Consider the following 15,996-nt stretch of genomic DNA (forward strand, 5'->3'; position numbering starts at 1 on the left):
GGAAAGCTGTAGAATTCCATAAAAAAAGCTCCAATCATTTTAATTGGAGCTTTTTTTAAGATGGATCCTTGGATCTATTTTGCGTAAGACACCGATCTTGTCTCACGGATAACAGTTACTTTAATTTGCCCTGGATACGTCATTTCCGTTTGGATACGGTTAGAGATATCAGCAGCGAGTATTTCCGACTGCGCATCAGAGACCTTCTCACTCTCCACGATGACACGTAGTTCACGACCAGCTTGTATCGCGAAGGTCTTCTCAACCCCAGGATACGATAAAGCCAAGTCTTCCAGCTCTTTTAAGCGCTTGATATAACTTTCTACAACCTCACGGCGTGCGCCCGGGCGTGCACCAGAAATCGCATCACAGGCTTGAACAACCGGAGATATTAAAGCCGTCATTTCGATCTCATCATGGTGAGCACCAATTGCGTTACATACATCAGGGTGTTCCTTGTATTTCTCTGCAAGTTGCATACCTAAAATAGCGTGTGGCAACTCTGGATTGTCATCAGGCACTTTACCAATATCGTGTAGTAATCCAGCACGTTTCGCATGTTTAACATTCAGGCCCAGTTCTGCAGCCATTGTCGCTGCAAAATTAGCAACCTCACGCGAGTGCTGTAAAAGATTCTGTCCGTAAGATGAACGGTAACGCATACGGCCTACCATACGAATCAATTCGGGGTGCAAACCATGGATCCCCAAATCGATCGCTGTACGTTCACCGATTTCAACAATTTCATCCTCAATTTGCGTCCGTGTTTTTGCAACAACTTCCTCAATACGTGCCGGGTGGATACGTCCATCGGTTACCAAACGGTGTAAAGCTAAACGTGCGATTTCCCGACGTACAGGATCGAAACCGGATAGGATAATTGCTTCAGGTGTATCATCTACGATGATCTCTACGCCCGTTGCAGCTTCCAATGCACGAATATTACGACCTTCACGACCAATAATACGGCCCTTAATTTCATCATTTTCAATATTGAAAATTGAAACGGTATTTTCGATTGCAGATTCCGTAGCGGTGCGTTGAATCGTCTGTATAACAACCTTTTTCGCCTCTTTAGTCGCTGTCAATTTTGCCTCATCCACAATATCTTTGATTTGAATCATGGCTTGTGAGCGGGCTTCTTCACGCAACGAATCCACCAATTGATTTTTTGCTTCGTCGGCAGTTACGCCAGCGATGCTTTCCAATTGCTTAATCTGTTGCAATTTTAACGCTTCTACTTCCTCGGATTTCTTTTCATTCAGTTCAACCAATTTATCCAATTGCTTTTTCTTGGTATCCACCTCCTGCTTGTCGCGGTTGATGTTTTCCAATTTTTGGTTAATTGACTGCTCTTTTTGTCTTAACGTATTTTCCTTCTGGTTGATGGCATTGTTACGTTGATTGACCTCCTTTTCATGTTCAGATTTTAATTGAAGGAACTTTTCTTTGGCCTCTAACAGGCGTTTCTTTTTAATGTGTTCCCCTTCCTGCTCTGCATCTTTCAGTATGCTATTTACCTTATCCTTGGCTTCCTGTTCTTGCTTTTTAAACAACAAAACCAATAGATAACGACCTATAACAACACCAACAATCAGAGAAATTATGCTATAAATTGCGATGTCCATGTATGTATAATTGTATTATTATGTTTGTTTTTATTAATTATATTCAAATTCCAGTAAAATCATGAATCGTCCTATTCCCCTTCTTTGGTATGCACCAATGTGGCGAGCCTGATAAGCTCATAAGACTTCATGACAAAAAAAAACCGCAATTAAATTTAAACAGGTCTCATGTATTATTAAACTTCGTGATTACATAATTAGGCTTAGATTATGACCCAGATGGCTTTCGCAAAATGGCCTATATCTTTTTGCGCCTGTAATATTGAAGCGTTAAGTTTAAAATAGTGACAACCCGAATTTAATTGCGGCAAATTCGTCGTTTAAGCTCTAAATATAAAGAACGTAAATTTATTTTTTAAAGAAATCCGTCAACAACTGATCAAGTTCCTGTACTGAATTTTCCAAGCCCACTTCGTGGTTTTGGGACTGCCGCTCTGCATTAAGCATACGCGTCGCAAATTGCAATACACACATGGACAACAAATCCTGCTTATCTCTCACAGTATAGTTTTCCTGCAATTCCTTTACTTTTTCATTTATCAATTTCGCAGCATGTCGAATTACTTCTTCTTCCGCGCTCTCCACCCGAAGGGGATAAACACGATCTGCGATATTTATTTTTATGGAAATCTCTCCCATTTCTTTGAGCTTTTTAACGTTGTATTAGTTTGAATCCGATAACACTTCTCCCAACTATTTCAACAAACTAATACATTTGTCTATTTCCCGCACAAAATCGTTAATTTTTTGTTTTGTGTCAAGTATTTTTTCATTAATTGCTTCATTATCCGTTTCAGAATCTAACGTGCGGGCAACTGCCAACGCTTTGACCTTCTCTTCCAACTGCTTGCTCTTATCGTTGCTCGCATCGAAAGCCACTTTTAAGGATTGTACCTCTAATTTAAGCAAATCATTTTCTTCTTGCAAGACTTCGCACAATTGAATTAAATTTTTCGTTTTCTCAACGATCAGATTCATTTGTGAAGACAATGTTGCCATAGTATAAATTGAATATTACCAATTAATGTTGTATCTCTCGTTAACCACGCACTTCCGCGCCTAGTTCCTTCTCAAAATTAACAATTAATTTTTGAACTATCGCATCAATTTGCTTATCCGTAAGTGTTTTTTCTTCATCCTGCAAGATAAAGCTCAGAGCATAAGACTTTTTCCCTTCCGGAATTTTATCACCTTTATACACATCAAACACATTTACCTCCTTCAAAAGCTTGCGTTCGGTCTTTTGAGCAACAAATTGTAGCTTATCGAAGCTCACATTTTCATCGATCAAGAGCGACAAATCTCTGCGCACAGCCGGGAATTTGGAAACTTCTTTGTATTGAATGCTATTCTTACGAATAATTTTCATCAAAACATCCCAGTCAAAATCAGCAAAGAAAACCTGACCTTCAACATCTGCTTTTTTCAAATCTGCGTTCGCGATTGCACCAAAAGAAACTAAACATTTCTGCCCTTTCATATAGTTCAAACCATAGGCGAAATGTGTACTTGTAGCATCTTGTATCTGAATTCCTTCAATTTTCAAGCGTTTGATAAGCGTATCTACAGCCGCTTTAAGGTTATAGAAATTAACCGCGTCTTTTTTGCTGTTCCATTGCTCAGCTTCATTTTTACCTGCCATGGCAAAAGCCAGATGCTGCGTTTCTTTATAGCCTTCACCATCCAGCGCATAAGTTTTACCGAATTCGAAGAACTTCAGGTCAAAGTTTCTTCGTTTTTGGTTATATTCAATCGCACTCAAAACAGAAAAAACCATATTTTGACGCATTGTATCCAAATCCGAGCTCAATGGATTATACAATTTGACCGCCGTTTCGCTATCATCCGCATAATCCAGCTTCGTTAGGGAGTTGGACAGAATTTCACGAAACCCATTGGCGATGAGCAGATCAGCCAATTGATTTAAGACAACTTCCTTATCCGGCTTCTCAACCGTATTTAAAGAGGCCTTAATTTGTGACTTCAACTCGATATTGTTATAACCATAAATCCGCAACACTTCTTCCACAACGTCTACCTCGCGTGTGACATCAACGCGGTATGCAGGCACCAACACATCAAGTCCTGTTTCAGTTTCTGAAGCGACTTCAATGCCAAGAGCGACAATAATGGATTTAATTTCTTCATTTGGGATCGCCTGACCGATCAAACGAACCACATTCGCATAGCTCACGTGAAATGAAAACGGGTTAATCACCACGGGATACTCATCTTTTAGCGTCGATGAAATCGTTCCACCCGCAATTTCCTGAATCAATAAAGCTGCGCGCTTCAAGGCTTCAACCGTAATATTCGGATCGGTACCACGTTCGAAACGGAAAGAGGCATCTGTTTTTAAGCCATGTCTTTTGGAGGTCTTCCGTACAGAAACAGCATTGAAATAGGCCGACTCCAAAAATACATTGGTCGTTTCGGCTGATACACCCGAATGTGCTCCACCGAAAACACCCGCAATACACATTGGTTTTTCAGCATCTGCAATCACCAAGTCCTCTGCAGACAAGGTACGCTCCACACCATCCAGCGTAACAAATTTTTCACCCTCAGTCGCCAAACGAACAATGACTTTATTTCCCGCAATTTTATCAGCATCAAAAGCATGCAGTGGTTGACCTAAATCGTGTAGTATATAATTGGTAACATCGACAATATTATTGATCGGACGAACACCGATAACATTTAATTTCTCTTTTAACCAATCGGGAGATTCGCCAACGCGAACACCGGTAATATTGATACCACTATAACGTGGGCTTGCCTGTGCGTCTGCAACGACCACTGTCGTTCCCTCCGCCTCAGCAGCCTTAAATGCAGAAACATCTGCCTTTAACACGTGTGTACGAAAATGTGCCGCAATATCTCTTGCAACGCCTAAATGCGAAGCAGCATCTGCACGGTTTGGTGTTAAGCCAATTTCATAACGGTAATCATCCTGGATATTGAAATGATCTTTCACTAAGGTCCCCACAGCAACGTCAGCTGGTAATTCAACGATACCGGCATGAGATGTACCCAAACCGATTTCATCTTCTCCACATAACATACCTTCGGAAACTTCACCACGAATTTTAGATTTGGTAATTTTAAAAGGCTCTCCGGTAAGCGGATGGCAAGTAGTACCTACTGTAGCAACAATAACTTTCAATCCTGTACGACAGTTTGGTGCACCACATACAATGTGCAATAACTCCGGTCCACCGACATCAACAGTGGTTACTCTTAATTTATCGGCATTAGGATGCTGTTCACAAGTTTTCACTTCACCAACAACCAAACCATCCAATCCACCTGGGATACTCTGCACGACGTCCAAAGCTTCTACTTCCAATCCTGTATTTGTTAAGATCAGCGATAGTTCCTCCGGTGTCGAATCTATATTAACGTGTTGTTTTAACCAATTATATGAAATATTCATCTCGAATCTGATTTGATGCACAAACTTAGATAAATTTGAGTTTATATCCAACGTCAATTTGCCGATCATCGCCGGAAGTCCTGAATTTGAAGATAGCTGGCAGCCCCTATCCTCACCGGCTGTATGACAAATTACCATATGATCTAAGGGGTTGTTGGGCTTCGGCGAACAAACCGACTTGCCACAGGGCGTTTTTCTTGCGCTATTGCTTATGCTTTTTCAGGTTTTCCGCATGGACAAGGTGCTTTGGGCTTTGGTCGGCACATCGTTGGCCTTGGTTCGGGGCAGCTTCGGGACATGGCCTGAACATGGTCGGGATTGCTTCGCCTGCTGTTCGGCCGTTGTTCGGCTCCTTGCCGAAGCGGACCCGAATCTTTCCCGAAGCCCAGTCGAAGCCCAGCCGAAGCTGTCTCGAAGCTGTCCCGAAGCTGTCCCGAGCCGTTCCCGAAGCAATCCTGATCCGTTGCCGAATAGCGTACGGATTTGAACGGACTTGAGCGGATTTAAAGGGAATTAAACGGACTTTAGGCATATACACTCCGCTCTTGAATAAGCAAGCCCCAACACAATTTCATAAAAAAAGCCTTATCAGATTGTACCGATTTTTATCCTTTTTATGTCCAATCTTAAAGACCTATTTTTTAATCAAAAATCCCGTCATTTCCATAAAAATAATATGTAACTTTGTGCTTTAATTTGAAGAACGTTCAAAACAAACATTTATAATGATTCATTTCTTTGAGAACCCATCGAACACTGTATATGGTGTTCAAAGCGTAAACTCTTTATCACAAGAAGACATTACTAAACTCAACTGGCTATTCGGCAACGCCAAAAAACTAGACGACCAAAACCTTAACCATTACTTTGTAGGACCCCGCGCCGCGATGGTTACTCCCTGGAGTACCAATGCAGTAGAAATCACGCAAAATATGGGAATTGCAGGAATTGTTCGTATAGAAGAATTTCAACCGGTACCAGCGGATTTCAATGACTTCGATCCAATGATTTCACAAAAGTTCAGTATGTTGACACAGGACATGTATACCGTCAACATTACACCTGAGCCGATATTGGAAATTGAAGACATCGAGGCCTACAACAAATCTGAGGGCCTAGCGCTAAATCCAGAAGAAGTAGATTACCTCAATAACCTTTCGACCAAATTGGGTCGTCTGCTTACAGACTCGGAAGTATTCGCTTTTTCACAAGCAAACTCTGAACACTGTAGACACAAGATTTTCAATGGTACCTTTATCATTGATGGCGAAGAGCAACCCACTTCCCTCTTTAAATTAATTAAAAAGACTTCTGAAACCAATCCGAACGAGATTGTTTCTGCTTATAAAGATAACGTTGCCTTTGTCAAAGGTCCACGTGTCACACAATTTGCACCTAAATCGGCCGACAAACCTGACTTTTACGAAGAGAAAGCATTTGATTCGGTTTTATCCGTAAAAGCTGAAACACACAATTTCCCGACTACTGTAGAACCATTTTCGGGTGCTGCAACTGGGTCAGGTGGTGAAATCCGCGACCGTATGGCCGGTGGCCAAGGAGCGATTCCATTGGCGGGTACTGCCGTATACATGACTGCTTATTCGCGATTGGAACAAAATAAATTGGACCTTCAGGCAGGAACAGTTACTGAACCGGCAAAGGAACTCAACAAAACGCGGCCATGGGAAAATGCGATGCAAGAGCGTCAATGGTTGTACCAGACCCCGGTTGACATCCTGATTAAAGCTTCCAATGGTGCTTCTGACTTCGGTAATAAGTTTGGTCAGCCCTTAATTACAGGTTCTGTATTGACCTTCGAACATGAAGAGGATGGCCGTAAACTTGGTTACGACAAAGTCATTATGCAAGCGGGTGGTGTTGGTTATGGAAAACTGGATCAAGCGAAAAAACATACGCCGAAAACTGGCGATAAAGTTGTTATCCTAGGTGGAGAAAATTACCGCATCGGAATGGGTGGCGCTGCTGTATCTTCTGCAGATACAGGGGCATTTGGTTCTGGAATTGAGCTTAATGCCATTCAACGTTCCAATCCCGAAATGCAAAAACGTGCAGCGAATGCTGTTCGTGGCTTAGTAGAGTCTGATCATAACCCTATTGTCTCTATCCACGATCATGGTGCAGGTGGCCACTTAAACTGTTTATCTGAACTTGTTGAAGAGACCGGCGGCTTGATTGACCTGGATGCACTTCCTGTAGGCGATCCTACACTATCCGCAAAAGAAATTATCGGTAATGAATCGCAAGAACGTATGGGACTTGTGATCGCCGAAGATGATATTGACACCTTAAAACGTGTTGCCGATCGCGAACGTGCACCAATGTACACCGTAGGTGATGTCACTGGCGACCACCGCTTTACTTTTGAATCAAAAAGTACGGGTGAAAAACCAATGGATTATGCCCTTGAAGATTTCTTTGGCTCATCGCCAAAAACTTTCATGCGCGATAAAACCGTAGTTCGCAACTACGCTGATCTTGCTTATGATGCAGCTAATATTCCAAGCTACTTAAACCAAGTATTACAACTGGAAGCGGTTGCTTCCAAAGATTGGTTAACCAATAAAGTAGACCGTTGTGTTGGTGGCCGTGTTGCCAAACAACAATGTGCGGGTCCATTGCAATTGCCGTTGAATAACGTCGGTGTCATGGCATTGGATTATAAAGGTAAAGAAGGTATTGCGACAACAATAGGTCACTCCCCTGTGGCTGCCTTAGTGGATCCGGCTGCGGCAAGCAGAACGGCTATTGCGGAATCGCTTTCCAACATCGTATTTGCCCCAATCAAAAACGGTCTTGCAGGAATCTCCCTATCGGCCAACTGGATGTGGGCAGCCAATAATGAGGGTGAAGATGCCCGCTTATACCAAGCTGTTAAAGCATGCTCGGATTTTGCCATTGCATTGGGAATCAATATCCCGACGGGAAAAGATTCTTTGTCGATGAAGCAAAAATATCCAAACGGCGAAAACGTCATTGCCCCTGGCACATTGATCATTTCTGCCGCAGGAAACTGTACTGATATCACCAAAGTGGTTGAACCTGTGCTAAACAAAACAGCCGGATCGATCTATTACATCAACTTATCAAAAGATCAGTTCAAATTAGGCGGTTCGTCATTTGCACAAATCATCAATAAATTAGGTACTGAAGTACCGACCATTCAAGATGCTGCTTACTTTAAAACAGCATTCAATACCGTACAGCAATTAATTCACGAAGGACAGATCGAAGCTGGGCACGACGTCGGATCGGGTGGCTTGATTACAACCTTATTGGAAATGACCTTTGCCGATGTTAATCTTGGTGCCAATTATGATCTTTCGGCATTACATGAATCGGATAGCGTAAAAGCCTTCTTTAATGAGAATATCGCACTTGTCCTTCAAGCAAAAGACGACGCTGCTTTCGAAGCAATCGTGAAAGATGCCGGTGTAGACGCGGTTAAAATTGGTCAGGTGATCGAAGGTAATACAGTAACAATTAAAAATCAAGAAGCGGTATTCAGCTTTGATGTAGCAGCAACACGTGATGTATGGTTTACGACATCCTTCCTTTTGGATTCCAAGCAATCTAAAAATGGAACTGCACAACAACGTTTTGATAATTATAAACACCAACCCCTAGCCTTTACTTTCCCAAGTCAATTTGATGGTAAGAAACCAAAAATCGACGGAACTAAAGCACGTCCGAAAGCGGCAATCCTTCGTGAGAAAGGTTCCAACTCCGAACGCGAAATGGCAAATGCCATGTTCCTGGCAGGCTTTGATGTGAAAGATGTTCACATGACCGATTTGATCACTGGTCGTGAGACATTGGAAGACATCCAATTTATCGGTGCCGTCGGAGGCTTCTCGAACTCAGATGTATTGGGTTCGGCAAAAGGTTGGGCCGGTGCTTTCCTTTACAATGAAAAAGCGAAAAAAGCCTTAACCGACTTCTTTGCTCGTCCGGATACACTTTCGGTTGGTATCTGTAATGGATGTCAGTTATTTATGGAACTTGAAATGATCAATCCTGAGCATGAAATCCATGGAAAAATGCTACACAATACTTCAGGGAAACACGAGTCAAACTTTGTGTCTGTAAAAGTTCAGGAAAACAATTCGGTCATGTTATCGACACTAGCGGGAAGTACCTTAGGGGTTTGGATTTCACACGGGGAAGGAAAATTCAACCTTCCGTATGGGGAAGAGCAATACAATATCGTGGCAAAATATGCTTATGAGCAATATCCGCATAACCCAAATGGTTCGGACTATAATACAGCAATGGTCTGCGATAAGACTGGACGCCACTTGGCTACGATGCCACATATTGAGCGTTCGGTGTTCCAATGGCATTGGGCAAATTATCCAAAAGGTCGTCAGGACGAAGTTTCACCTTGGATTGAAGCATTCGTTAATGCACGTCAATGGATTGACGAGCAAGGCAAATAAAAAAAGAAAAACTCCTTCATGTATGAAGGAGTTTTTTTTAGATATCCCTTTTGTATCCTGGTTTGTTCATCATTTGATCTAGGGAGTATTTTCCAGAGCCCATGACCATAAAAAAGATCAGCAAAAAGAATACGACTATAGAAAGCCACAATTCGGAATTCAAATAACTAAACCCGTGGGTGATATTAACAAAAAATACAGCCCCTACCAATACCGGAAATAATAGTAATGAGGCTAAACGGGTTTGAAAACCTAAGATAAGGAACAGCCCGCCTACCAAATGGGTAAAAACCACATAGTGAACCGCACCCCATGATGATAAGTGGAAACTACTTTGCTCAATCATGTGTTGAACAACGTCCCTATCATTTACGAAACTTACACCTTTGGCAAAAATAACGATCCCTAAGGCTATTCTTAGGTAATCGATCCATTGTGGGTGATGTGCATCGCCCCAATGCTCAATTTTGTGTATCAGGTTCATAACATACCTCCTTTTTATAGATGGTTATAGCCTAATAACAATTGAACAGTAAAAAAGTTGTTTGTATGAGATGATTCACTATCAAAATGTTACGAAGTGAAGACAGCCCACTCCTACGCAACACTTCTGCTCAAACCAATCGTTGGCAAATGAGGCCCCACACTGTTTCCAAAATCAATCAATCAATCAATCAATGCAACCATAAATTAGGAGAAAAAAAATCGAATAACAAAATCCCAAAACGCGGTTGTCAGCAGCCCCACAACGATACTAAAACCGATCACCAGATTGACCAATTTGGTATTCAGATGGTATTGCTCGGCAATGATCCCTGAGGTTACCAAGGTTGGCATAGCCGCTTCGAATATACTAATCCGCGCAACAGCGCCCTTTACACCAAGTAGTAAAGCAAATAGTAATACCAATGCTGGGGCAAGAATCAATTTATAACTCATCGCTGTACTGATCTGCGAAATCTGTTGTCGCCAGCCATCAAACTTCAACTGTAAACCAATAGAAAATAAGGCCAAGGGTCCAACGGTCGCCACCAGCTTATCGAAAAAAGGCTCGGCAACTGAAAGATCAACCAATTGCGACAGCATTAAGGCTGTTATACAACCGATCAGGGGTGGAAAGCTGACTAACTTTCGAAGCATAAATTTGACATCGATCGCCTCGCCATCTTGGGCATTCGCTCGCAGTGCATTGATAAGTCCAGCTGTAGAAAGTAGAATAAATGTGGTTTGGTCGCAAATAATCGCAATCGGCAACTGGGCTTCGCCAAAATAGGCGATGATCAATGGAAAGCCAATAAAGGACGTATTGCTATAACCAGCGGCCAATTCCAAACTACTGCGCGAACGCTGTTTATAGTTTTTACGCCTACAGTACATTTCCATAAATAACCAACTACCTGCCCAAACGAGGATTGCCGAAAACACCGGAAACAGTAATTGCGATGACCATACAATCTTCGGAATATATTTGAAAGACACCGCTGGAAGGGCAAAATAAAGAATCCAGGTATTGATCCCTTTATGTGCTTCGGAATGAATTAAATTTGTTCGCTTTAACAGCATCCCTGCCGCGATGCAAAATGCAATCATTATAAAATTGACCATGTTTTATTACCATTTTATACGACACAAAGGTGCAATAGTACGGCAGGCAATAACATGTACAAATACATTATTTTTATGTACATTTACGGATATATAATCAGGAGAATAATGCGCAAAAAACAGTTTGAGCCTTTGCGGATCAGTGAATTTATTGAGGATAGCTTTCATTTACCTCCACATGAGCAGAATTATTATGAGCTTGTTTATATTCGTTCAGGCAAAGGAACCCATGTGATCAACAGATTTGAACTGAACTATGAACTTGGTGATGTATTCTTAATTAGTCCGGCAGACAAGCATTATTTTAACATTGAAGAAAAGACACATTTTCTGTTTATTTTATTTACAGATACCTACTTCCTGCAGAATAAACGCAATCAAAAGCGCTATGCCTGGATTATGGAGCTGATGAACGACAGGGGATTAAAGGAACGCAAATTGGATATGGACGAGCATTATCGCCTGATTTACACTCATATCCTGGAAGCGGTCCGACTGTATAGTCATACCACAGTCAGCGAGCATTCGGACTGGCTATTTGACCAACTCGTCGCGATCTTTGGGCTCTTCAAAGAAATAGCAGAGACGCAACGTTTACCCCAGCAGCAAGAACTATATGTTGACCGATCGATTTCGGCTTACATTCATCAGCATATTTTTTCGCCCGAACAACTTCAGGTCAGCCTACTGGCTCAGAAATTCAATATTGCCCCATCCTATTTTGGGACCTACTTTAAGAAGAACTTCGGCAGCAGTTTAAGAGCGTATATCAATACCTACCGGATCGAACTCATCGAGAACAGACTTAAATCCAAAGATTATACCTTGAAACAAATTGCTGCAGAACTCGGATTTACCGACGAGAGCCATCTTTCCCATTTCTACAAACGCGCCAGGGGATTTAGTCCTTTACATTATCGAACTCAGCGGACTAAATAGTAGGCTTTCCAGATAATACACCCTGTATACGCGGAAAAATTGCAATTGAATGGGCTAAATCTTGGGTGGAATGACGCTATAAAACTTCAAGCCCTCAGCTTCAAACTTCTTATACAATACAAGTAAGACATCATTTTTAAAGGCAGAAGCATTGGCAGCAAAATTTACCCAGCCGGAAACACTCAGGTAAATCATCTCAGCACTGATGTCCTGTATACTGATTCCGCTATCTCTATCCTTGATAAAATGGTCACTACTTTCCATAGCGTCTTTGATCCATTGTTTGGCTTGGTCCAAATCTGCTTTCCGATCGATATGGAGAACAAAACTTGTCTTGCTGTATTCTTGGGATAAGGTCCAATTGACAACCCTTCCCGACAGCAAATCACCATTTGGAATAATGACATCTGCACCATCACCTGTTTTTAAAACACTGGCGCGTATACCGATTTCCTTGACGCGCCCTTTTTTGTCGGCAAGCTCAATTTGATCACCAACGCGAAACGGCTTATCAAAAACCAAAATTATGCCCGAGACAAAATTATTGATGATATTCTGCATGCCGAGTCCGATACCAACACTCAATGCGCCAATCACGACCGTAAGTTTGTCCAAACTCATACCCAGGGCCGAGATGGCCATAAAGAAACCGATCAGAATAATGGCCAAGCGAAAGAGCGGAAATAAGGTCATCTTCTGATTATAGACCTGGCTGAGCTGACCGTCTTCACCACCAAGAACGATCAAACTAATATTTTTCTGAAACCAATTGGCCACCAACAGCAGTAAAACCGCTACACCAAGATTTCCTAAGGTAAAAGAGATGCTGCCGATGCTGCGTACTTTTCCGAAGAATGTTTCGCTCAATGCCAATAAACTTTCAATAAACTGTAAGTTATTTGCCAGGACAATGATCGCCAAAAGCACACAGACAATACGCAGAATTTCGGTGATGATAGCCAAGGTGCGCTGCTCGTTGAAACGCATCCAAAAACCGGAAGTCAGCCGATCTTTTTTAAACTGATTGCGGACATCCGCCTTAATCATATCCGAAAAATACTGCAGTGTAAAAGACTGTACCAGCCCCACAGCACAGGCAATACTAAAACTACGTGAATGCTCCACATGCCCGATAATATTCAGTGTAATTGCGGTCACGTTGAGTATAGCAAAAATCACATAAATAAAATTACTGATATAACCCGGACTATCCGCATTCTTTATACGCCGTTTCGTATAACTGACCAATCCTAAAGCAATCAAATTGAAGGCAATACAAACGATACGTAAAAACAGGTCATCGCTTACGATCATATTGACAAATACATCCAGGATATAGAATACAACAAGGATAATGGCAATTTTACGCTGCAATCCACTCATGCGATGCCTGAGCAAAAACATGAAGATTAACATGATGACCAATTGGGAAGCCTGCAAAATGAAACTTGGTGTAAAGAAGTTTACAAAAGGCAACAGTGTCAGGAGAAAAATAATGGTTTTCCCAACGATCGCATCAATCGCAAGTTTATGTTCAGGATCATTTTGCCGAAGGATATAAGACACCCGTACAATCCAGTAGCAATACCCCAATCCCAGTACAATCAACAGGATACGGCTCGCCCAATCTGTCCGATTCACATATTTGTCTATCGACTTATTGTTACTGTAATTACTCCGGATATTATTTAAGATCACATCTTTAGAGATGACTGCCGTATTGGCTTTCCATATCGAACTTTTAGCGGTCACGGAATCGGCTTTTTTGTTTCCGCTTTTCATTTCGTGAACGGTTTCGATCCGAATCAGATGACGTTGATTTTTAGCTATAAGTTCATCAATCGTCCGATTGATCGCTTCCAGCGAATCTTGTTTTGCAGCTAGTTTAAGCTGCGCATTGTCGAGATATTGATACGCTCTACTGTGATTATTGGCACTGATATCATAGCGGTTGATCAGCGTCTTGATCTGATCTGCTGTCACATTGAGGCTATTGGAATAATTGCTGATACTGCCTTTAATTGACTTCAACTGGCTGATTTCTTCATGGATACTATTTTTTATTAAAGCAATACTATCTTTAGCCGATCCAGCATTCGTTGTCAAGTAGCCATTGGATTTTTCATTCAGCTGCGCGATAAGCTCGGCCATGGAAGCCGTACGAATATTGGATAAAAAGTTTAGATTTACTTTGCGCAGATCATTTCGTAGCTCATTCCGCAGTGAGTCATTTCCAACCCGCGTCGAATCCACATTCGACCGTCTACTTAGGCTGCTATGGCTCGCCGTGCGATCGCCTATCTGATTCTTCCGAACCTGAACGGAGTCCTGTGCAAATCCGTGCAGCTGAAAAGTCAAGAGACTTAAGACAAAAATAAAACGCTTAACAATGCCCAATTTCATACTTCTAATTTTGTTGACTTTCTTTCCTGGCAACAGGTAGTCAAATGCCATGGAAACTACAAATTGCAAAGAAAGGACCAAAGGTTTTTCTCCGACAAAAATAACTTATCTCCTGTTAAAATCGAATAGCATCGGAGAGTTTTAGTTCTTCCAGCCGTTTTATTTTATCATCACGATAAAATAAATTCATCGTCTCAAAAGGAATCAACTTCAAGTCTTTATTGACGATGTGGACACAAGATTTCTTAACAGCACGAACATCAAAATCGTAGGCATCCATAAAATTCATAATGATAATGCGGAAAAGATTGTCGTAATCAAGATCAGGTGCGCACACTTCTGGCAAACAGCAAAGTAACTGGTTTACTTTTGGCTTTACCTTATCCACCGAAATTCCGGTACTAAATATATCCAGCAATTGCATCTGAACACCTTTGTCCTGTTCATAGACAATGGTATTGCGCGATTGGTTATTTAATAAAATAGCCGGATCAATATGCCGGGTCAAGGGTATCCGCTCATCGCCTATCTTCAGGATATAACCCATCGCCAACGCATCAGGATTACAAGGAACAGGAATAATATCATGTGGATCCAATAGGGAATATTGATTCAGGATTTCCTGACGCACCTCGGTCAGTGTCATTTTATGTTGCTGTGCATCGGTCGCATTTCGCCCGGCAATTTCCACCGGTTGAAAGGTTACCCCGCGTACACATCGCTGTTGTAAAGCATAATCTAAGATTTCACCAATTTCATCATCATTGGTTCCCTTTTCCAGGACCACCACCAATGTTGTACTCAGATTGAGCGCATTTAATTTGTCAATGGCCTTTTTTCGGACATCCGTGAGATCTTTTCCCCGAAACTTTTCAAGCACAGAAGGGCGAAAAGAATCAAACTGGAGATAGATTTCAAATTCAGGCGCATAGGTGGCGAGTTGCTCAGCAAAACCAGGATCGTTGGCAATTCGGATACCATTCGTATTGAGCATGAGATGCTTAATAGGCTTTGTCTTCGCAATGTCTAAAATCTTAAAAAAATCAGGATGTATGGTTGGCTCTCCACCGCTGATCTGAACCACATCTGGTTCGCCTTCACTGGCTACAATTTTGTCAAACATCTGTTCAATCTCTTCCAGCGAGCGATGTCGCCCGTAGTGGGGTGACGACATGGCATAACAGGTTGGACAGGTCAAATTACAGCGGTCGGTCACCTCAACAATTGACAGGCAGCTATGCTGCTCGTGATCGACGCATAAACCGCAATCGTATGGACAGCCATAATGTACTTCATTGTCAAATTTCAAAGGTGTTTCGGAGGCCTTATTATAATTCCGAATGTTCTTATAATAGTCAACATCCGTAGCAATCAATGTTTTGAAAAAGCCATGATCAGGACAGTTTTTGGTCATAAATACCTGTTCATCCTCAATAATAATCTTGGCACCAACACGCGAAAGGCATGTTGGACATAGGCTAATGGTATAATCGTAGTAGGTATAGTTTCTAACTGGCATCGTTCTGAT

At 41.8% G+C, this 15,996-nt stretch carries 10 protein-coding genes; 2 read left to right on the forward strand and 8 right to left on the reverse strand.

Features of this window, described 5'->3' with window-relative positions; genetic code table 11:
- Window positions 1–74: 74 nt before the first annotated feature.
- The 4 genes from rny to pheT all read right to left on the reverse strand — a co-directional run bounded on the left by rny (window position 75) and on the right by pheT (window position 5,064).
- Window positions 75–1,628 carry a ribonuclease Y gene (rny, locus tag B3297_RS15520; RefSeq protein ID WP_286754411.1) on the reverse strand — a complete coding sequence of 518 codons (1,554 nt, stop codon included), beginning with the start codon at window positions 1,626–1,628 and terminating at the stop codon, window positions 75–77.
- A 348-nt stretch (window positions 1,629–1,976) separates the two neighbouring features.
- Window positions 1,977–2,267, reverse strand: coding sequence for a cell division protein ZapA (locus tag B3297_RS15525; RefSeq protein ID WP_046675831.1), 291 nt, complete (start codon window positions 2,265–2,267; stop codon window positions 1,977–1,979).
- 54 nt (window positions 2,268–2,321) lie between these two features.
- On the reverse strand, window positions 2,322–2,627 hold the full coding sequence (locus tag B3297_RS15530; RefSeq protein ID WP_286779121.1) for a hypothetical protein: 306 nt from the start codon (window positions 2,625–2,627) through the stop codon (window positions 2,322–2,324).
- Window positions 2,628–2,667: 40 nt separating this feature from the next.
- Entirely contained in the window at window positions 2,668–5,064 is a 2,397-nt protein-coding gene (gene pheT, locus B3297_RS15535) for a phenylalanine--tRNA ligase subunit beta (RefSeq protein WP_070569976.1), read from the reverse strand.
- A gap of 725 nt (window positions 5,065–5,789) precedes the next feature.
- On the opposite strand from pheT, the gene purL reads away from it, so the two are divergent.
- On the forward strand, window positions 5,790–9,521 hold the full coding sequence (gene purL, locus B3297_RS15540; RefSeq protein ID WP_286754409.1) for a phosphoribosylformylglycinamidine synthase: 3,732 nt from the start codon (window positions 5,790–5,792) through the stop codon (window positions 9,519–9,521).
- Between the two features lie 37 nt (window positions 9,522–9,558).
- On the opposite strand, the gene B3297_RS15545 is transcribed toward purL, so the two are convergent.
- Window positions 9,559–10,005, reverse strand: coding sequence for a DoxX family protein (locus tag B3297_RS15545; protein WP_046675828.1), 447 nt, complete (start codon window positions 10,003–10,005; stop codon window positions 9,559–9,561).
- Between the two features lie 206 nt (window positions 10,006–10,211).
- Complete coding sequence (locus B3297_RS15550; protein WP_112374454.1) at window positions 10,212–11,126, reverse strand: AEC family transporter; 915 nt, start codon at window positions 11,124–11,126, stop codon at window positions 10,212–10,214.
- A gap of 108 nt (window positions 11,127–11,234) precedes the next feature.
- Here B3297_RS15550 and B3297_RS15555 point away from each other — a divergent pair, with 108 nt between their 5' ends.
- Window positions 11,235–12,065, forward strand: a complete 831-nt coding sequence (locus B3297_RS15555; RefSeq protein ID WP_286769725.1) for a helix-turn-helix domain-containing protein — start codon at window positions 11,235–11,237, stop codon at window positions 12,063–12,065.
- A 54-nt stretch (window positions 12,066–12,119) separates the two neighbouring features.
- On the opposite strand, the gene B3297_RS15560 is transcribed toward B3297_RS15555, so the two are convergent.
- Window positions 12,120–14,519, reverse strand: a complete 2,400-nt coding sequence (locus tag B3297_RS15560) for a mechanosensitive ion channel family protein (RefSeq protein WP_286769726.1) — start codon at window positions 14,517–14,519, stop codon at window positions 12,120–12,122.
- 64 nt (window positions 14,520–14,583) lie between these two features.
- Window positions 14,584–15,987 (reverse strand): radical SAM protein, encoded by a 1,404-nt coding sequence (locus B3297_RS15565; protein WP_286769727.1) that lies wholly within the window; start codon window positions 15,985–15,987, stop codon window positions 14,584–14,586.
- Window positions 15,988–15,996: the final 9 nt, after the last annotated feature.

The organism is Sphingobacterium sp. UBA3519 (assembly GCF_002377215.1).
In the GTDB taxonomy this organism is placed as follows: domain Bacteria; phylum Bacteroidota; class Bacteroidia; order Sphingobacteriales; family Sphingobacteriaceae; genus Sphingobacterium; species Sphingobacterium multivorum.